Annotated in this window: 19 protein-coding genes; 13 read left to right on the forward strand and 6 right to left on the reverse strand. The window is 53.8% G+C overall.

Annotated features, from left to right (window positions below; genetic code table 11):
* Positions 1–2 precede the first annotated feature (2 nt).
* The 3 genes from pspC to pspA are packed head-to-tail and all read right to left on the reverse strand — an operon-like array spanning position 3 to position 1308.
* Positions 3–362, reverse strand: a complete 360-nt coding sequence (gene pspC, locus RT644_RS02785) for an envelope stress response membrane protein PspC (RefSeq protein ID WP_160270064.1) — start codon at positions 360–362, stop codon at positions 3–5.
* A complete protein-coding gene (gene pspB, locus RT644_RS02790; protein ID WP_016495895.1) occupies positions 362–586 on the reverse strand; it encodes an envelope stress response membrane protein PspB in 225 nt (74 codons plus the stop codon). The genes pspC and pspB overlap by 1 nt, the downstream gene beginning before the upstream one ends.
* A gap of 53 nt (positions 587–639) precedes the next feature.
* Positions 640–1308, reverse strand: a complete 669-nt coding sequence (pspA, locus tag RT644_RS02795; RefSeq protein ID WP_016495894.1) for a phage shock protein PspA — start codon at positions 1306–1308, stop codon at positions 640–642.
* A gap of 152 nt (positions 1309–1460) precedes the next feature.
* On the opposite strand from pspA, the gene pspF reads away from it, so the two are divergent.
* From pspF to pdeR, 10 genes are all read left to right on the forward strand, one after another.
* Positions 1461–2456, forward strand: a complete 996-nt coding sequence (gene pspF, locus RT644_RS02800) for a phage shock protein operon transcriptional activator (RefSeq protein WP_313625528.1) — start codon at positions 1461–1463, stop codon at positions 2454–2456.
* Positions 2457–2554: 98 nt separating this feature from the next.
* On the forward strand, positions 2555–4195 hold the full coding sequence (sapA, locus tag RT644_RS02805) for an ABC transporter substrate-binding protein SapA (protein WP_016495892.1): 1641 nt from the start codon (positions 2555–2557) through the stop codon (positions 4193–4195).
* Positions 4192–5157, forward strand: a complete 966-nt coding sequence (gene sapB / locus RT644_RS02810) for a putrescine export ABC transporter permease SapB (RefSeq protein WP_269231082.1) — start codon at positions 4192–4194, stop codon at positions 5155–5157. The genes sapA and sapB overlap by 4 nt, the downstream gene beginning before the upstream one ends.
* Positions 5144–6034: a putrescine export ABC transporter permease SapC gene (sapC, locus tag RT644_RS02815; protein ID WP_016495890.1), complete on the forward strand. Its 891-nt coding sequence runs from the start codon at positions 5144–5146 to the stop codon at positions 6032–6034. The genes sapB and sapC overlap by 14 nt, the downstream gene beginning before the upstream one ends.
* Positions 6034–7026 (forward strand): putrescine export ABC transporter ATP-binding protein SapD, encoded by a 993-nt coding sequence (sapD, locus tag RT644_RS02820; protein ID WP_016495889.1) that lies wholly within the window; start codon positions 6034–6036, stop codon positions 7024–7026. Before sapC ends, sapD begins: the two co-directional genes overlap by 1 nt.
* A gap of 1 nt (position 7027) precedes the next feature.
* Positions 7028–7834: a putrescine export ABC transporter ATP-binding protein SapF gene (gene sapF, locus RT644_RS02825; RefSeq protein ID WP_016495888.1), complete on the forward strand. Its 807-nt coding sequence runs from the start codon at positions 7028–7030 to the stop codon at positions 7832–7834.
* Between the two features lie 121 nt (positions 7835–7955).
* On the forward strand, positions 7956–8744 hold the full coding sequence (fabI, locus tag RT644_RS02830; RefSeq protein ID WP_016495887.1) for an enoyl-ACP reductase FabI: 789 nt from the start codon (positions 7956–7958) through the stop codon (positions 8742–8744).
* A 177-nt stretch (positions 8745–8921) separates the two neighbouring features.
* Positions 8922–10079 carry a CMD domain-containing protein gene (locus tag RT644_RS02835; RefSeq protein ID WP_313625531.1) on the forward strand — a complete coding sequence of 386 codons (1158 nt, stop codon included), beginning with the start codon at positions 8922–8924 and terminating at the stop codon, positions 10077–10079.
* Between the two features lie 137 nt (positions 10080–10216).
* Positions 10217–12151: an exoribonuclease II gene (locus RT644_RS02840; RefSeq protein ID WP_313625533.1), complete on the forward strand. Its 1935-nt coding sequence runs from the start codon at positions 10217–10219 to the stop codon at positions 12149–12151.
* Positions 12152–12457: 306 nt separating this feature from the next.
* Positions 12458–14449 (forward strand): cyclic di-GMP phosphodiesterase, encoded by a 1992-nt coding sequence (gene pdeR, locus RT644_RS02845; protein WP_016495884.1) that lies wholly within the window; start codon positions 12458–12460, stop codon positions 14447–14449.
* Here pdeR and RT644_RS02850 read toward each other — a convergent pair.
* Positions 14446–15312 carry a crotonase/enoyl-CoA hydratase family protein gene (locus RT644_RS02850; RefSeq protein ID WP_313625536.1) on the reverse strand — a complete coding sequence of 289 codons (867 nt, stop codon included), beginning with the start codon at positions 15310–15312 and terminating at the stop codon, positions 14446–14448. The two genes, pdeR and RT644_RS02850, sit on opposite strands and share 4 nt — an antisense overlap.
* Before the next feature lie 193 nt (positions 15313–15505).
* On the opposite strand from RT644_RS02850, the gene RT644_RS02855 reads away from it, so the two are divergent.
* The 3 genes from RT644_RS02855 (at position 15506) to osmB (ending at position 17016) form a co-directional block, all read left to right on the forward strand.
* On the forward strand, positions 15506–15688 hold the full coding sequence (locus RT644_RS02855) for a hypothetical protein (protein WP_097405909.1): 183 nt from the start codon (positions 15506–15508) through the stop codon (positions 15686–15688).
* A gap of 93 nt (positions 15689–15781) precedes the next feature.
* Positions 15782–16540, forward strand: coding sequence for a DNA-binding transcriptional regulator YciT (locus RT644_RS02860; RefSeq protein WP_044489347.1), 759 nt, complete (start codon positions 15782–15784; stop codon positions 16538–16540).
* 257 nt (positions 16541–16797) lie between these two features.
* Positions 16798–17016 (forward strand): osmotically-inducible lipoprotein OsmB, encoded by a 219-nt coding sequence (osmB, locus tag RT644_RS02865; RefSeq protein WP_025263597.1) that lies wholly within the window; start codon positions 16798–16800, stop codon positions 17014–17016.
* Between the two features lie 111 nt (positions 17017–17127).
* On the opposite strand, the gene yciH is transcribed toward osmB, so the two are convergent.
* Positions 17128–17454 (reverse strand): stress response translation initiation inhibitor YciH, encoded by a 327-nt coding sequence (gene yciH, locus RT644_RS02870; protein ID WP_313625538.1) that lies wholly within the window; start codon positions 17452–17454, stop codon positions 17128–17130.
* Entirely contained in the window at positions 17454–18191 is a 738-nt protein-coding gene (gene pyrF / locus RT644_RS02875) for an orotidine-5'-phosphate decarboxylase (protein WP_313625540.1), read from the reverse strand. Before pyrF ends, yciH begins: the two co-directional genes overlap by 1 nt.
* Positions 18192–18361 lie beyond the last annotated feature (170 nt).

Below are 18361 nucleotides of genomic sequence, written 5' to 3' on the forward strand. Positions count from 1 at the left end.
TCCTACAACTGACGGAAACGGCTGCGCAGCGAGAACGTATCTGAGGTGACATAACGTTCCATCTGGCGCAAACGGGCTTCTCCCGCGGCGAGTTGAGCGTCTACCGCGTCCAGCAATTCGCTGCTGCCCGGTACGTTTTCGCTCTCGGCATAATTGTCCGGTAGCGGATCCAGCACAAAAAACAGCACGATATACGCCGCCACAACAAAGAAAAACAGCCCGAAAAACATCGCCAGAATGGCAAGAATACGCACGACTTTGACGCGAATATCCAGATACTGCGCGATGCCTGCACAGACACCACCGATTTTTCCGCGCTGCGGGATACGCCATAACTTTTTATTTAGATCGAGGGTTGCCATTAGCGGTCTCTCCAGTTCGGGTGCTCAGCATCAAGAATATCTTCCAGCGCCTGAATACGTTCGCGCATCCTCGTGGCCTCTTCGGAAAGCTGGAGTAAGCGCTGCTGCTCGTTCTGGTTAAGTTCGCCGCGTGAAGTGCGATTGTTGTAATGCAGCCATAACCAGACCGGCAACACAAACAGGATGAAAAGTGTCAGGGGTATAGCCAGAAACAGCGTGCTCATGTGTACTCCTTACAGCGGATGAGGAGCGGCATCTTCTGATGCCGCCGTTATTATTATTCGTTGTCTTGTTTCATTTTGGCTTTCAACTGCGCCAGTTGCTCGCTGATTTCGTCATCGGCACGCAGTTCTGCAAATTGCTGATCCAGCGATTTCTGCTTTCCAAAACCGTGGCTTTCCGCTTCGGCTTCCATCTGGTCGATACGGCGTTCGAACGATTCAAAGCGCGCCATCGCTTCATCCAGTTTGCCGCTGTCGAGCTGACGGCGGACATCGCGCGATGAGCTGGCCGCCTGGTGACGTAACGTTAATGCCTGCTGGCGGGCACGGGTTTCGCTGAGTTTATTTTCCAGCTCGCCGATCTCTTTTTTCATCCGCGTCAGACTTTCATCCACCAGCGTCACTTCCTGCTCAAGCGTTTCAATCAGCGCGGTGAGTTTTTGCTTTTCAATCAGCGCCGCACGCGCCAGATCGTCTTTATCTTTCCGCAGCGCCAGTTCGGCTTTTTCCTGCCACTCGGCCTGCTGCGCGCTCGCTTGTTCAATGCGACGCGTCAGCTGTTTTTTCTCCGCCAGCGCACGCGCTGAAGTTGAACGAACCTCCACCAGCGTATCTTCCATCTCCTGGATCATCAGGCGCACCAGCTTTTGCGGATCTTCGGCTTTTTCCAGCAGTGAATTGATGTTGGCGTTCACGATGTCGGCAAAACGAGAAAAAATACCCATAATCTGTTCCTCTTGATTTCTGTAATCGGGCTCAGCCCTGCTGCTGGACTATTACAAACGCCGTGCCAACTTTTTATCCCATTGAATATAAAGCAAATGAATAGTTTTACCGCAACGATAACTTAGGCTAGAGTAGTTAATATCACTAACTAGTGGTGAATTTCATCATGTCGGAACAAAAGGATAACTTGCTCGGCGAGGCCAACAGCTTTATTGAGGTGCTGGAACAGGTTTCGCGCCTCGCGCCCATCGATAAGCCGGTGCTGATCATCGGCGAGCGCGGTACCGGTAAGGAGCTGATTGCAAACCGTTTGCACTTTCTCTCTTCGCGCTGGCAAGGACCGTTCATTTCGCTCAACTGCGCGGCGCTGAATGAAAACCTGCTTGATACCGAACTCTTTGGCCATGAAGCGGGCGCGTTTACTGGCGCGCAAAAACGCCATCCGGGCCGGTTTGAACGTGCCGATGGTGGGACGCTGTTTCTTGATGAACTGGCCACCGCACCAATGCTGGTACAGGAAAAGCTGCTGCGAGTGATTGAATATGGCGAGCTGGAGCGCGTCGGCGGAAGCCAGCCGCTACAGGTCAATGTGCGGCTGGTTTGCGCCACTAACGCCGATCTGCCGCAAATGGTACAGGACGGCACATTTCGCGCGGATTTGCTCGACCGGCTGGCCTTTGATGTCGTGCTCCTGCCGCCGCTGCGCCAGCGCCAGAGCGATATCATGCTGATGGCGGATCATTTCGCTATCCAGATGTGTCGGGAACTGAAATTGCCGCTCTTCCCTGGCTTTACCGATCACGCGCGCGACGTGCTGATGGGCTATTCATGGCCGGGTAATATTCGCGAACTCAAAAACGTGGTGGAGCGCTCGGTTTACCGCCACGGCAGCATCGATACGCCGCTTGATGACATCATCCTTGATCCTTTCAACCGTGATATCACTCCCCAACCACCAACCGGGCGGGAAGCAGCCGGGTTACCAGCGTTGCCGCTGGATTTACGCAAATTCCAGTTCGATCAAGAAAAAGCGCTGCTGCAAACCAGCCTGCAACAGGCGAAATTTAACCAGAAACGCGCGGCGGAGTTACTCGGGCTCACTTACCACCAACTGCGCGCACTGCTGAAAAAGCACCAAATCAGCTGAAATCGCCGACAATAACAGCAGTCGTAAGCAGACATTTGTACGAAGCCATAGCAAGTGCGATACACTTTGCACATGAATTTAAAATCGTTGAAAAAATCATGCGTCTGGTTTTCTCTTCCCTGCTATTGACCGCAAGCCTGGCAACGGGTTTTGCGCAAGCGGCGACACCGCTTTCTGAGCAAGCGGATATTCGCGACAGCGGCTTTGTCTATTGTGTCAATGGCCAGGTCGATACCTTTAACCCGCAAAAAGTCAGCAGCGGTCTGATAGTCGATACGCTGGCGGCACAGCTTTATGATCGCCTGCTGGATGTCGATCCTTATACCTACCGGCTGGTTCCGGAGCTGGCGGAAAGCTGGGAAGTGCTCGATAACGGCGCGACCTACCGTTTTCGCCTGCGCGACGGCGTGGCTTTCCAGAAAACAGCCTGGTTTACGCCGCACCGCACCCTGAACGCTGATGATGTGGTCTTCACCTTCCAGCGCATTTTCTCGCGCAATCATCCCTGGCATAACGTCAACGGCGGTAACTTCCCCTATTTCGACAGCTTGCAGTTTGCCGATTCTGTCGACAGCGTGCGCAAGCTCGATAACCGCACGGTTGAATTTCGCCTGAAAAAACCGGATGCCTCCTTTTTATGGCATCTGGCGACACACTATGCTTCGGTGATGTCGGCGGAATACGCCGCCCAGTTAGAGAAAAGCGATCGCCAGGAGTTGCTTGACCGACAGCCGGTCGGCACCGGGCCTTATCAACTGGATGAATATCGTGCCGGGCAATATATTCGGTTACAACGTCACGAAAAATTCTGGCGTGGTACCCCATTGATGCAACAAGTGGTGGTCGATCTCGGATCCGGCGGCACCGGGCGCTTGTCGAAGCTGTTAACCGGCGAGTGCGATGTGCTGGCCTGGCCTGCCGCCAGCCAGTTGACGATTTTGCGTGATGACCCGCGTTTGCGGCTCACGTTGCGCCCGGGTATGAACATCGCCTACCTGGCGTTTAACACCAACAAACCGCCGCTGAATAACCCGGAAGTGCGCCATGCACTGGCGCTGGCCATTAATAATCAGCGTCTGATGCAGTCGATCTATTACGGAACCGCTGAAACCGCCGCTTCAATATTGCCACGCGCCTCCTGGGCCTATGACAACGAAGCGAAGATCACCGAGTACGATCCGGCGCAGGCTCGCGAACGTCTGAAAGCGCTGGGGCTGGAAAATTTGACGCTGCAATTGTGGGTGCCGACCAGTTCACAGGCGTGGAACCCAAGCCCGTTGAAAACCGCCGAACTGATTCAGGCAGATATGGCACAGGTCGGTGTTAAAGTGGTGATTGTTCCGGTGGAAGGCCGTTTCCAGGAAGCGCGGCTGATGGATATGAATCACGATTTAACCCTTGCCGGCTGGGCAACGGACAGTAACGATCCGGACAGTTTCTTCCGCCCGATGCTCAGTTGCGCGGCAATCAACTCACAGACCAATTTTGCGCACTGGTGCAACCGTGAGTTCGACGAGGTGTTACAAAAAGCGCTGGCTTCACAGCAACTTGCGGCGCGCATTGATGATTATGACGAGGCGCAGCAGATACTGGCGCGCGAATTGCCGGTGTTGCCGCTGGCATCTTCCCTGCGTTTGCAGGCGTATCGCTATGACATCAAAGGCCTGGTGCTGAGCCCGTTTGGTAGCGCCTCCTTTGCCGGTGTTTCGCGGGAAAAACAAGAGGTATCGCCACAATGATTATCTTTACCCTGCGCCGCCTGTTATTACTGCTGGTCACGCTTTTTTTACTGACCTTTGTCGGCTTTAGCCTGAGCTATTTTACGCCCCACGCTCCGCTTCAGGGCGCGTCGCTGTGGAATGCCTGGGTGTTCTGGTTTAACGGTTTGCTGCACTGGGATTTTGGTGTTTCCAGCATCAATGGCCAGTTAATTTCAGAACAGCTTAAAGAGGTGTTTCCGGCCACTATGGAGCTATGCCTGCTGGCGTTTGGCTCCGCTTTGTTAGTGGGTATCCCGGTCGGCATGCTGGCTGGTGTGATGCGCGGCAAGTGGCAGGATAAAATGATCAGCGCCTTTGCGCTGCTGGGCTTTTCAATCCCGGTGTTCTGGCTGGCACTGCTCTTAACCCTGTTTTTCTCGCTGAATTTAGGCTGGCTACCGGTGTCGGGTCGTTTTGATCTGTTATACGAAGTCAAAACGGTGACCGGTTTTTCGCTGATTGATGCCTGGCTCTCCGATTCGCCGTGGCGCGAAGAGATGATTATCAGCGCCTTACGTCATGTCGTGTTGCCGGTGTTAACGCTGGCGGTGGCACCGACCACCGAAGTTATTCGTCTGATGCGCATCAGCACCATTGACGTGTTCGATAAAAACTACATCAAAGCGGCGGCGACGCGCGGCCTTTCGCGGCTGACGATCCTGCGCCGCCATGTTTTGCATAACGCCCTGCCACCGGTGATCCCGCGTCTCGGCCTGCAATTTTCGACCATGCTGACGCTGGCGATGATCACCGAAATGGTCTTTAGCTGGCCTGGGCTGGGGCGCTGGTTGATCAATGCGATTCGCCAGCAGGATTATGCGGCGATTTCCGCAGGTGTGATGGTGATAGGCTCACTGGTTATTATTGTGAACGTGCTGTCCGATATTCTCGGCGCGCTGGCTAATCCGTTGAAACATAAGGAATGGTATGCCTTACGATAGCGTCTACAGCGAAAAACGCCCGCCTGGCGCGCTGCGAACCGCGTGGCGCAAATTTTACGGCGATACCACCGCGATGATCGGCCTGTATGGCTGTGGCGCGTTAGTGCTGCTGTGTATTTTCGGTCACTGGTTTGCCCCTTACGGCATTGACCAGCAATTTCTTGGTTATCAGTTGCTGCCACCCTCCTGGTCGCGCTACGGCGATGTTTCGTTTTTTCTCGGCACAGATGATTTAGGGCGCGATGTATTAAGCCGGTTGTTGAGCGGTGCAGCGCCAACGGTGGGCGGTGCCTTTGTCGTTACGCTGGCGGCAACGCTTTGCGGGCTGGCGCTTGGCGTTTTCGCCGGTTGTACCCACGGCCTGCGCTCGGCGGTGCTGAACCATATTCTCGACACGCTACTGTCGCTACCGACACTGCTGCTGGCGATTATTGTGGTGGCGTTCGCCGGCCCGCATCTCTCGCACGCAATGTTCGCCGTCTGGCTGGCGCTGCTGCCGCGCATGGTGCGTTCCGTTTACAGCCTGGTGCATGACGAACTGGAAAAAGAGTATGTTGTTGCCGCGCGGCTTGATGGTGCGTCAACCATGAATATTCTCTGGTTTGCCGTGTTGCCGAACATTACCGCAGGCATGGTGACAGAAATTACCCGCGCGCTGTCGATGGCGATCCTCGATATTGCGGCACTCGGTTTTCTCGATCTGGGCGCGCAACTGCCCTCTCCGGAATGGGGTGCCATGCTTGGTGACGCGCTGGAGCTGATTTATGTTGCACCGTGGACAGTAATGCTGCCGGGCGCGGCAATTATGGTGAGCGTATTGCTGGTTAATATTCTTGGCGACGGTATCCGCCGCGCGATCACAGCGGGGGTGGAATAATGCCGCTTCTTGATATTCGTAATCTCACCATCGAAGTGAAAACCGGTGAAGACTGGGTAAAAGCCGTCGATCGCGTCAGCCTGACGCTGGCAGAAGGTGAAATTCGCGGGCTGGTTGGCGAGTCCGGATCCGGTAAGAGCTTGATTGCTAAAGCGATTTGCGGCGTTACCAAAGACAACTGGCGCGTCACCGCAGACCGTATGCGCTTTGATGATGTTGATCTGCTGCGCCTCTCCTCACGTGAGCGCCGCAAGCTGCTGGGCCACAACGTATCGATGATTTTTCAGGAACCGCAATCCTGTCTCGATCCCTCCGAGCGCGTTGGCAAACAGCTGATGCAGAATATTCCCGGCTGGACGTGGAAAGGCAGCTTGTGGCAACGTTTTGGCTGGCGGAAACGCCGCGCCATTGAGCTGCTGCACCGTGTTGGCATTAAAGATCATAAAGATGCGATGCGCAGCTTCCCTTATGAGCTGACCGAAGGTGAATGCCAGAAAGTGATGATTGCTATCGCGCTGGCTAACCAACCGCGATTGCTGATTGCCGATGAGCCGACGAACGCGATGGAACCGACCACCCAGGCGCAAATCTTTCGCCTGCTCGACAGGCTCAATCAGAACAACAACACCACCATTATGCTGATCAGCCATGATTTGCAGATGCTGAGCAAATGGGCGGATCGCATCAATGTGATGTATTGCGGCCAGACCGTGGAGACCGCGCCAAGCGAAGAGTTGATCGCAACGCCTCATCACCCTTATACGCAGGCGTTGATTCGCGCGATCCCGGATTTCGGCAGCGCGATGCCGCACAAAAGCCGCCTGAATACCCTGCCCGGCGCGATCCCGCTGCTGGAGCAGTTGCCGATCGGCTGCCGCCTGGGGCCGCGCTGCCCTTACGCCCAGCGTAAATGTGTGGAAACGCCGCGGTTAGCCGGTGCAAGAAATCATCTCTTCGCCTGCCATTTCCCGCTGAATATGGAGAGTGAGTGAGATGGTCGAAACCTTGCTTGAAGTGCGCAATCTGAGCAAAACCTTCCGTTATCGCACCGGCTGGTTCCGCCGCCAGACGGTTGAAGCGGTTAAACCGCTGAGCTTTACCCTGCGGGAAAAACAGACGCTGGCGATTATTGGTGAGAACGGCTCCGGTAAATCGACGCTGGCGAAAATGCTGGCCGGAATGGTTGAACCGTCTTCCGGCGAACTGGTGATAGACGATAAACCGTTGCATTACGGCGATTACACGTTTCGCAGCCAACACATTCGCATGATTTTCCAGGATCCAACCACCTCGCTGAACCCGCGCCAGCGACTGTCGCAAATCCTTGATTTCCCGTTGCGTCTGAATACGGATCTTGAGCCGGAAGTCCGCCAGAAGCGCATTCTTGAAACGCTGCGCATGGTCGGCCTGTTGCCGGATCATGTCAGTTATTACCCCTATATGCTGGCACCGGGGCAAAAACAACGCCTGGGGCTGGCGCGGGCGTTAATCCTGCGTCCGAAAGTGATTATTGCTGACGAAGCGCTGGCGTCGCTGGATATGTCGATGCGTTCGCAGTTAATTAATCTGATGCTGGAATTACAGGAAAAACAGGGTATCTCTTATATTTATGTCACCCAGCACATCGGCATGATGAAACATATCAGCGATCAGGTTTTGGTTATGCATCAGGGTGAAGTCGTTGAGCGCGGCAGCACCGCCGATGTGCTCGCCTCGCCGCTGCACGATTTAACAAAACGTTTAATTGCCGGGCATTTTGGCGAAGCGTTAACAGCCGATGCCTGGCGAAAAGACCGCTGATTCAATAGTTTCAGTGGTCGGATTAACTCATCCGGCGACTCATGATAGAATCGCCGCGTTTTAACGACGATCGCCCCATATAATGGCGCTCGCCACAACAATGAATATAAGGATTAGAGCTATGGGTTTTCTTTCCGGTAAGCGCATTCTGGTTACTGGCGTCGCCAGCAAACTGTCCATCGCATACGGCATCGCACAGGCTATGCACCGCGAAGGCGCTGAGCTGGCATTCACCTACCAGAACGACAAGCTGAAAGGCCGCGTTGAAGAGTTTGCCGCCCAGTTGGGTTCCAGCATCGTTCTGGAATGTGATGTCGCTAAAGATGAAAGCATCGACGCCCTGTTCACCGACCTGGCGAAAAGCTGGCCGAAGTTTGACGGTTTCGTTCACTCCATTGGTTTCGCACCGGGCGATCAGCTGGATGGCGACTACGTGAACGCGGTAACCCGCGAAGGCTTTAAAATCGCCCACGACATCAGCTCCTACAGCTTTGTGGCGATGGCGAAAGCCTGCCGCGAAATGCTGAACCCGGGTTCAGCGCTGCTGACGCTCTCTTATCTGGGCGCTGAGCGTGCGATCCCGAACTACAACGTAATGGGTCTGGCAAAAGCCTCTCTGGAAGCAAACGTCCGCTATATGGCGAACGCGATGGGTCCGGAAGGCGTGCGTGTCAACGGTATCTCCGCCGGTCCGATCCGCACACTGGCCGCTTCCGGCATTAAAGATTTTCGTAAAATGCTGGCACATTGCGAAGCGGTTACCCCGATTCGCCGCACTGTGACCATTGAGGACGTCGGTAACTCCGCCGCGTTCCTGTGCTCCGATCTCTCTGCCGGTATCTCCGGTGAAGTGGTTCATGTTGACGGTGGTTTCAATATCGCCGCCATGAACGAGCTGGAAATTAAATAATCCCCACCGCCCCTTCTTCTGAAGGGGCGTTTTTCGATATGCCATTCTGATATTTATTATCACCTAACAATCTTTCATCCCTCTCCGTCATTACGCCAGGATTAAGCAGCAAAAAAGATCCGGCGACAATGATATGCCGTCGTATCCGGATCGCCACTTTCAGACCAAGGAACGACCATGGAACAACGCCGGATTGAAGGCAAAAGCCACTGGTATCATGAGACCCAGTCGAGTGCCAGACGGGCACATGCGCTACCGTTAGTTCCCGAAGCGGCCACAGTAAACGACCCTTTTCTGCTCGACCTCGCCCTGCCGGAGAAACAAAAAACCGACCTTGAAGGCATTGTTTCGCCCGCACGAAAAATCTATGCCCTGCTATTTCCGCAGCGTGTAAACACCAGCCGTTTACGCACTTTCAGCGCCTATGATCGCCTCAGCACCGCCCTTACGGCGGCGCAGGTTTTCGGCGTTCAACGGTTATGCAATCACTACGCCGCGCGGCTGGCGCCGTTATCCGGCCCGGACTCGTCACGGGAAAGCAACTACCGACTGGCGCAAATTACCCAACATGCGCGGCAGCTTGCCGCCTCTCCCTCGGTTATTGACGCTCGTGCGCGACAACAGTTAGAAGACGTAGGATTAACGCTGTATGACCTGGTGATCATCAATCAGATTATCGGCTTTGTTGCTTTCCAGGCGCGCGTTGTCGCCGCCCTGCAGGCATCGCTCGGCCAGCCGGTGCGGTTTATACCCGGTATGGAAACCCAGCAAGAAGCGGACGCCGCGCTTTTTAGCGATACTGCCACTGAATGGCAGCCCGGTATCGAGAGTGTCGATTTACGTACTGCAAATGCGCCGCAAATGGAGTCACTTGCGCGCTGGCAACCGCTGCCGGAACTACGCCTGCTTGCCCCCTTGTTGGCCCATGAACATCTGCTGCTCAATGAGCTTGGCGAAATGAGCGAACAGGTGGCTAAAATCAGCCCCAATAAACAGCAGAGCTGGCTGGTGGCGGCCTACACCGCGCGCCTCAACGGCAGCACGAGCTGTTTTACCCAACAAGTGCAACGTGGCAGTGACGATGAGTTACTGGCGCAGGCGCTGCGCGCCGGCAGCCGCGAGCTCAATCGTGTGCTGGCAGGGAAAAACAAAGAGAGCGCTCTGGTGCAAGCCGTTCAGATGCTTACCTGCGCGCCGGACAGGTTCAGCCCCGCGCAATTTTTACAGCTTGAGGAACATGGCTACAGCCGCCAGGCGGCAATGAGCTTGCTTGTCGCTTGTGCGCTAAATGGCTGGTTAAACCGGCTGCATATCGCCCTCGGGCAAAGCGTGTAGCCGCAGGCGGGTATAGCGCAGCGTAAGTGCTCTTGCCACTGGTTGCGCAGCATGATTTTGCTGAAACAGCGCTTGCCGCAGCAGGAAGAATCGCGTAAAACTGTCAGCCGCTCTTTTAGCCACGAAAATACATAATTATGCTCCAGGACAACCCGCTGCTAGCGCAGCTTAAACAGCAACTTCATTCCCAAACTCCGCGTGCGGAAGGTGTTGTAAAAGGCACTGAAAAAGGCTTTGGATTTCTGGAAGTCGACGCGCAAAAAAGCTACTTCATTCCGCCACCGCAGATGAAGAAAGTGATGCACGGCGACAAGATTATTGCCGTCATCCACAGCGATAAAGACCGTGAAAGCGCGGAGCCTGAAGAGCTGGTCGAGCCGTTCTTGACCCGTTTTGTTGGCAAAGTGCAAAAGAAAGACGATCGTCTCTCTATCGTGCCGGATCATCCGTTGCTAAAAGATGCTATCCCCTGCCGCGCCGCCCGTGGCGTTGAGCATGATTTCAAAGAGGGCGACTGGGCCGTCGCTGAAATGCGTCGCCATCCGCTGAAAGGCGATCGCGGTTTTTACGCTGAACTGACGCAGTTTATCACCTTCGCTGAAGACCACTTTGTGCCGTGGTGGGTCACCCTGGCGCGCCACAATCTGGAAAAAGAAGCGCCAAATGGCGTGGCGACCGAAATGCTGGATGACGGCCTGCAGCGTGTGGATTTAACCGCGCTGGATTTTGTCACCATCGACAGCGCCAGCACCGAAGATATGGACGATGCGCTGTATGTTGCGCAGACCGCTGAAGGCGAACTGCAACTGACCGTGGCAATTGCCGATCCTACGGCCTGGATTGCCGAAGGCAGCAAGCTCGATGAGGCTGCGAAGATTCGCGCTTTCACCAACTATCTGCCGGGTTTCAATATCCCGATGCTGCCGCGCGAGCTGTCTGACGATCTTTGCTCTCTGCGCGCCAACGAAGTCCGTCCGGCGCTGGTTTGTCGGATGACGCTGGATGCAGACGGCGCTATCAAAGACAATATCGAATTTTTCGCGGCGACCATTGAGTCGAAAGCCAAACTGGCTTATGACGATGTCTCCGACTGGCTGGAAAACACCGGTAACTGGCAGCCAACAAACGATGCCATCGCGGCGCAGATCCGTCTGCTGCAGCGCGTCAGCCAGCTGCGCGCCCAATGGCGCCAGAACCACGCGCTGGTATTTAAAGACCGTCCGGATTACCGCTTTGTGCTTGGCGAGAAAGGCGAAGTGCTGGATATCGTTGCCGAGCCACGCCGCGTTGCTAACCGCATTGTTGAAGAGTCAATGATTGCCGCCAATATCTGCGCTGCACGCGTACTGCGCGACAAGCTCGGCTTTGGCATTTATAACGTGCACCTTGGTTTCGACCCGGCGAACAGCGAACAACTGGCCGCGATGCTGAAAACGCACGGTATACATGTTGATGCCGAAGAAGTGCTGACGCTGGAAGGTTTCTGCAAATTGCGTCGCGAGCTGGATGCGCAGCCTTCAGGCTTCCTCGATAGCCGCATTCGCCGCTTCCAGTCTTTCGCGGAAATCAGCGTTGAACCTGGCCCGCATTTTGGTCTTGGCCTGGAAGCGTACGCGACCTGGACCTCGCCTATTCGTAAGTACGGCGACATGATCAACCATCGCCTGCTGAAAGCGATTATCAAAGGCGAAACGCCGAAGCGCCCACAGGACGATGCCACGGTGCAAATGTCTGAGCGCCGTCGCCTGAACCGCATGGCGGAACGCGATGTCGGCGACTGGCTCTACGCCCGTTTCCTGCAAAACAAAGCCGGTACCGATACCCGTTTCGCGGCAGAAATTATTGATGTCAGCCGCGGCGGTATGCGCGTACGGCTGGTGGATAATGGTGCCGTTGCCTTTATTCCGGCTCCGTTTATTCATGCCGTGCGCGACGAACTGGTGTGCAGCCAGGAAAATGGCACCGTGCAAATTAAAGGTGAAACCGTCTTTAAAGTGACCGACGTTATTGATGTCACGATTGCGGAAGTCCGTATGGAAACCCGCAGCGTTATTGCCCGCCCGGTGCTGTAACGTTTTTTAATCATGGCGCTTTCCAGCCCTGGGAAGCGCCAAATTTCTGTTGCGATGCCACGCGCATTTTTTTCTGAATTCTTCACACAATCCTGCAAAAACGGCCACAATAAAACCTCAGGCAACTGTTTGTTTACTGCGGCTTTATGCTATTTATGACAGATCTTTTTTCGCTACCAGGCCGGGTTTTAACAAAACATTCCAAGAAGAAACAACACGTTCATGCCTGATTACCCCCTTTAAAAAGGCGGTTATCCGTCAATAAATTGTGTACCCGTTGCGCTTTTATGTGGGTTGGGAGATTGCATGAAAGACTTTCAGGAACAGAACCTGCTGTTTCGCTATCTGGGTTCGACAAGCCCCTTTTGGCGTTTAACCGCCGACAGTAACGCACTGCACTTTGCTCCGGACGAAAACGCCGATGTCAGCCAGGTTGTTGCGCTGAGCGACGAGCAAGCAGCGCGGATCCGCGAAATGACGGTCATCACGTCCAGCCTCACGATGCATCTCTCTTTATTCGGCGAGGACGTTGCCGTGCACCTTGTCGGCAGGAAAATATCCCGCAAAGCCTGGGCGGGTAGCGCATCGGCCTGGCACGATACCAAGTCAGTAGCCCGCGATCTGGTGCAAGGCCTCTCCTTCGCAGAGCAAGTTGTTTCCGAAGCGAATTCAGTGATTGTGATCCTCGATAAGCACGGGAATATTCAGCGTTTTAATCGCCTGAGCGAAGAATACACCGGCATGAAAGAGCAAGAGGTCATCGGGCAAAACGTTTTTAAACTGTTTATGAGCCGCAGCGAAGCGGTGGCTTCAAAACGCAATATCAGCGGTTTTTTTCGTGACGGTAGGCCATATGAAGTGGAACGCTGGGTTAAAACCCGTAAAGGCCAGCGTTTATTTCTGTTTCGCAATAAGTTTGTTCACAGCGGCAGCGGTAAAAATGAAATTTACCTCATCTGCTCCGGTACGGATATTACCGAAGAGCGGCGTGCGCAAGAGCGTTTGCGGGTTCTCGCCAACACCGATACGGTGACGGGTTTACCCAATCGCAACGCTATTCATGAGTTAATTAGCGATGCGATAAGCGCACGCGGGGAAACGCAGGTCGGCATTGTCTATCTTGATCTGGATAATTTTAAAAAAGTGAATGATGCCTATGGGCATATGTTCGGCGATCAACTCTTGCAGGCAGTCGCGCTGGCCATATTGAGTTGTCTGGACGAAGGCCAGGTGCTCGCAAGGCTCGGCGGCGATGAGTTTATCGTACTGGCAACAGACACTTCGCAGAGCCTGCTGGAAGCGATGGCATCGCGCATTCTGACCCGTTTACGCCAGCCTTTCCGTATCGGCCTTATTGAAGTTTACACCGGCTGTTCGCTGGGCATTTCGCTGGCTCCGCAGCACGGTAATGACCGGGAAAGCGTGATCCGCAACGCCGACACGGCGATGTATACCGCTAAAGAGAGTGGCCGCGGCAAGTTTTGCGTCTTCTCGCCGGAAATGAATCAACGCGTATTTGAATATTTATGGCTCGATACCAATCTGCGTAAAGCGCTGGAAAAAGAGCAACTGGTGATCCATTACCAGCCGAAGATCACCTGGCGCGGCGAAGTACGTAGCCTTGAAGCGCTGGTCCGCTGGCAATCGCCGGAGCGCGGCCTGATCCCGCCGCTGGACTTTATCTCCTATGCTGAAGAGTCAGGTTTGATTGTGCCGCTGGGGCGCTGGGTCATGCTGGATGTGGTGCGGCAAGTGGCGAAATGGCGCGACAAAGGCATATTTGTGCGCGTAGCGGTAAACGTCTCTGCGCGCCAACTGGCGGATCAGACAATTTTCAGCGATCTGAAACAAGCGCTGCTGGATCTTAAATTTGAATATTGCCCAATTGATGTGGAGCTGACCGAGAGCTGCTTGATTGAAAACGAGGAGCTGGCGTTGTCGGTTATTCAGCAATTCAGTGCGCTGGGCGCGCAGGTGCATCTTGATGACTTCGGTACAGGTTACTCGTCCCTGTCACAACTGGCGCGTTTTCCGCTGGACGCTATCAAACTCGATCAATCTTTTGTCCGCGAAGTGCACAAGCAGCCAATATCGCAATCACTAGTGCGGGCGATTGTCGCCGTCGCACAAGCGCTTAATTTGCAGGTGATTGCTGAAGGTGTGGAGAATGCAAAAGAAGACGCCTTTCTTACAAAGAATGGCGTCAATGAACGGCAGGGTTTTTTATTTGCCAAACCAATGCCCGCTGCCGTATTCGAGCGGTGGTTCAGGCGTTATCAGGCACGTAAATCGCGTTAGCCCGCTTTCAGTGCCACCGCAGCGTGGCGATCCTGTAACAGGACTAAACGTTCCATATAAGCAATATCTTTCGGTTGCAAACAGAAAGCCGAGTCCACCCAGTCTTCGGTAATGTCCATCAGTTCACTGCGCGGTAACTGCAAAACGCGCTGGCGGGCGCGCAGCATTGCCCGCACACCGTTTAACCGGGGTTGCAGGGTATCGATAAAGGTACGTGTCGCAAGGAACCCCTGCCCGGATTCGAAAGAGACATCCACCAGCCCTTGCGCTTCATACCACTCTGCCGCGTGCGACTCCCCTTTGTAGATCAGCTCTTCCGCCAGTTTCATTCCCGAACGACGCGCTACCAGTGAGTACGCGCCCATACCGGGAAAAAGATTGAAGGCAATTTCCGGGAAACCGAGTCGTGCGTCGCGCTGCGCCAGCACGAAATGGTGCGCCAGCGCGGCTTCGAAACCGCCTCCGAGCGCACTGCCTTCGACCATCGCCAGCGAGATGGCTCCCGTATCAAACCCTCTTGACGCGGCGTGAACACAATCCACACAGGCGCGGGCATAGGCGCGCAGGGCTTCGCGTCGACCATTCTTGATACAATCAACAAAAAATTGTAGATCGCCGCCGGTGTTGAACATGCCGGGGACGAACGATCCGGTTACCCAAAAATCAACGGCAAATCCCGCTTGTCGGACAAGCCAGGAAATATTCATGATCTCCTCAATTAACGCATGGTTGAAGCAAGGTCTTGGCCTGGCGCGCAGCATCATCCACACGGTACGGCGCTCCTCCTCGTAATAGCCAGAAAGCTGCGTAAAGCGTTCTTCGTCAGTAAACAGTTTGCAGGTGGTCTGGTTGATAATCGTCATTGCTTTATCCTCCGGTAATAAAAGCGCATTGCGCGCACTGCAAGACTAATCCACCGCCAGAGCCAGCTCTTTGTTGCGTAATGAATATATAATTGGCGCTTATAAGTTTTTGAGATTTCCTTTTTTTCCTTCTCTTTTTAAACTGTTTTCTGCATCATTGAATTCATTCGTTTTTCGACATAAAGGTTAAGGTATGGCAGACATCGACGTGAAACACCTTGCCGGCCGGATAGATACCGTTCTGGATATTCTGGTTGCGGGGGATTACCAATCCGCCATTCGTAACCTGGAAATTTTGAAGGCGGAATTATTGGATCTCGATAACAACGATAAAGCGGCCCCTTCTGGTGCGCCGAAAACGCCCTGGGAAATTTAACTACCCTTATTTTCGCCATGACGCGGCAGCCGGGAATGCGACGCGCGTACTGGCGATTCTCTTTCTTCAAACCATTATTCGAAATATGTGGCTATGAATTCCCGACAACAACTTATTTTGCAGACGGTCATCGACAAGGGCCAAATGAGTGTTACAGACCTCGCGCGTATGACCGGGGTATCTGAAGTCACGATTCGTCAGGATCTGAATACGCTCGAAAAACAAAGCTATTTGCGCCGTACGCATGGTTTTGCTGTGCCGCTGGACAGTGACGATGTAGAAACACGCATGATGAACAACTACACCGTGAAGCGTGATTTGGCAGATTTTGCAGCATCGCTGGTGAGTTCAGGTGAAACCGTGTTTATTGAGAATGGCAGCAGTAACGCCCTCCTCGCCCGTAAACTGGGCGAACAGCGTGATATCACCATTATCACTGTGAGCAGCTATATAGCTCATCTGCTCAAAGAAGCGTTGTGTGAAGTGATCCTGCTTGGCGGCATTTATCAGAAAAAGAGTGAAAGCATGGTCGGCCCGCTGACGCGCCAGTACATTCAGCAGGTGCATTTCAGCAAAGCCTTTATCGGGATCGATGGCTGGCAACCGGAAACGGGTTTTACCGGGCGCGACATGATGCGTACTGACGTGGTCAATGCCGTGCTGGAAAAAGGCAGCGAAGCGATTGTGCTCACTGATAGCTCCAAGTTTGGCGTAGTCCATCCTTATACGCTTGGCCCCGATGAACGCTTTCAGCGGGTGATCACCGATTCAGCCCTTAAGCCGGAAGCACATCTTCAACTGCAGCAAAAAGGCCTGATTGTCGATATCGTTAACACTGGCGGGTTTCGCTAATCCTGTTAGCCCGCCGGCGCGGGCTATCTCCCTCATATCTGAGACTATTCTGACGTTTCGATTAAGACTATTTACCTGTCTTGTTACCGGTCTGCGCGTAAAATTATTATTAGCGATATAACAGGAAGTGACTATCACTGACGTGATTGAATTACACCTGCGCAGCAAGGTTTCACGGGAAATCTTTAGGTCCGCTCACAAGCACTATACTTAAAGAGAACATTCTTCCGTGAATCGATTATTCAGGAGAAAGTATGATGATGTTAACAAGCAAAAAAATGGCCGCAGCAGTACTGGCAGTTACCCTGGCAATGTCTCTGAGCGCTTGTGGTCACTGGTCTAAACGCGATCGTAATACCGCAATCGGTGCGGGTGCGGGTGCGCTTGGTGGTGCTGTGCTGACGGATGGTAGCACGCTCGGTACGCTGGGCGGTGCAGCTGTCGGCGGTATCATCGGTCACCAGGTTGGTAAGTAATTGGTCATTTAAACGGCGACAATAAAAAATAATACTTTCTTTTTCAGGTCTACGTTTCACAGTGTAAATAATAAGGCCGCGGTAATAACCGCGGCCTTTCTGTATTCAGGTTTAACCACCCGCTAATTTCACTTTCATCCCTTTGGCTTCCAGCAATGATTTGAGTAAATCACGTTTGTCGCCCTGGATCTCAATGACGCCCTCTTTCACCGAACCACCGCAGCCGCATTTTTTCTTTAATTCTGCGGCCAGCTTAGCCAGTGCTTCATCATCTTCATCAATGCCGGTTATCAGGCACACGCCTTTGCCTTTGCGGCCACTGGTCTGGCGCAGGATACGTACAACACCATCACCTTTCGGGCGTATATGTTGCTCTTTTGGCTCGTCAATGCGCCCGGTTTCGGTCGAATAGACCAGACGGTTGTTGTCGTCTTTCATTATTCCCCCATACCCAACGATGCATTAATCGCTTTAAGGGTTTTCGCCGGGTCGGCAGACTGCGTAACCGGACGGCCAATCACCATATAGTCTACACCTGCCGCAAACGCCTGTTCCGGCGTCATGATGCGGCGCTGATCGCCAGATTCGCTGCCGACCGGGCGAATGCCCGGCGTGACCAGTTTGAATGCTTTGCCTAATGCGTTTTTAAAACGGACAGCTTCCTGGGCGGAGCAAACAACGCCATCAAGGCCACATTGCTGCGTAAGGCGAGCCAGGTGCTCCGCATGCTCTGCAGGCGATGCGTTGATGCCAAGATCCTGTAAATCACTCGCTTCCATGCTGGTCAATACGGTGACCGCAATCAGTAACGGCGCATCTTTACCAAACGGAAGCAGCGCCTCTTTCGCAGCCGTCATCATCCGCGCGCCGCCAGAAGCATGCACATTCACCATCCAGACACCTAAATCTGCTGCCGCTTTCACCGCATGCGCTGTCGTGTTGGGAATGTCATGGAATTTCAAATCGAGAAAAATATCGAAACCTCGCCGTTGCAGATCGCGCACCAGTTGCGGGCCGAATAAGGTGAACATCTCTTTGCCAACTTTCAGGCGGCAATCACGCGGATCGATACGGTCAACAAACGCCATGGCCGTGTCGCGGTTATCGTAATCAAGTGCTACTACAATCGGGGAAGCAGTAACGGTGCGGGAAGTCGATAAAACAGTAGACGTCATGATCAGACCTTCTGAAATGAGGGCACCCGCTCAGGCGCGAGAAGAATAAACGGCGAGCATTCTACCCGCGAGCGCGTAGAAATAACAGGTTCGATTTTTTTGCTGCTAAGCGAAGACCAGCGCAGATGCCGCATAGTCAAAAAAACATCACTAGTATGTTGTAACTAATG

Source organism: Kosakonia sp. (assembly GCF_032104925.1).
Lineage (GTDB): Bacteria > Pseudomonadota > Gammaproteobacteria > Enterobacterales > Enterobacteriaceae > Kosakonia.

What these genes read in the sequence shown, in the direction of transcription:
- pspC (WP_160270064.1), bottom strand. Translation starts at nt 362, where the DNA reads ATGGCAACCCTCGATCTAAATAAAAAGTTATGGCGTATCCCGCAGCGC.
- pspB (WP_016495895.1), bottom strand. Translation starts at nt 586, where the DNA reads ATGAGCACGCTGTTTCTGGCTATACCCCTGACACTTTTCATCCTGTTT.
- pspA (WP_016495894.1), bottom strand. Translation starts at nt 1,308, where the DNA reads ATGGGTATTTTTTCTCGTTTTGCCGACATCGTGAACGCCAACATCAAT.
- sapA (WP_016495892.1), top strand. Translation starts at nt 2,555, where the DNA reads ATGCGTCTGGTTTTCTCTTCCCTGCTATTGACCGCAAGCCTGGCAACG.
- sapB (WP_269231082.1), top strand. Translation starts at nt 4,192, where the DNA reads ATGATTATCTTTACCCTGCGCCGCCTGTTATTACTGCTGGTCACGCTT.
- sapC (WP_016495890.1), top strand. Translation starts at nt 5,144, where the DNA reads ATGCCTTACGATAGCGTCTACAGCGAAAAACGCCCGCCTGGCGCGCTG.
- sapD (WP_016495889.1), top strand. Translation starts at nt 6,034, where the DNA reads ATGCCGCTTCTTGATATTCGTAATCTCACCATCGAAGTGAAAACCGGT.
- sapF (WP_016495888.1), top strand. Translation starts at nt 7,028, where the DNA reads ATGGTCGAAACCTTGCTTGAAGTGCGCAATCTGAGCAAAACCTTCCGT.
- fabI (WP_016495887.1), top strand. Translation starts at nt 7,956, where the DNA reads ATGGGTTTTCTTTCCGGTAAGCGCATTCTGGTTACTGGCGTCGCCAGC.
- RT644_RS02835 (WP_313625531.1), top strand. Translation starts at nt 8,922, where the DNA reads ATGGAACAACGCCGGATTGAAGGCAAAAGCCACTGGTATCATGAGACC.
- RT644_RS02840 (WP_313625533.1), top strand. Translation starts at nt 10,217, where the DNA reads ATGCTCCAGGACAACCCGCTGCTAGCGCAGCTTAAACAGCAACTTCAT.
- pdeR (WP_016495884.1), top strand. Translation starts at nt 12,458, where the DNA reads ATGAAAGACTTTCAGGAACAGAACCTGCTGTTTCGCTATCTGGGTTCG.
- RT644_RS02850 (WP_313625536.1), bottom strand. Translation starts at nt 15,312, where the DNA reads ATGACGATTATCAACCAGACCACCTGCAAACTGTTTACTGACGAAGAA.
- RT644_RS02855 (WP_097405909.1), top strand. Translation starts at nt 15,506, where the DNA reads ATGGCAGACATCGACGTGAAACACCTTGCCGGCCGGATAGATACCGTT.
- RT644_RS02860 (WP_044489347.1), top strand. Translation starts at nt 15,782, where the DNA reads ATGAATTCCCGACAACAACTTATTTTGCAGACGGTCATCGACAAGGGC.
- osmB (WP_025263597.1), top strand. Translation starts at nt 16,798, where the DNA reads ATGATGTTAACAAGCAAAAAAATGGCCGCAGCAGTACTGGCAGTTACC.
- yciH (WP_313625538.1), bottom strand. Translation starts at nt 17,454, where the DNA reads ATGAAAGACGACAACAACCGTCTGGTCTATTCGACCGAAACCGGGCGC.
- pyrF (WP_313625540.1), bottom strand. Translation starts at nt 18,191, where the DNA reads ATGACGTCTACTGTTTTATCGACTTCCCGCACCGTTACTGCTTCCCCG.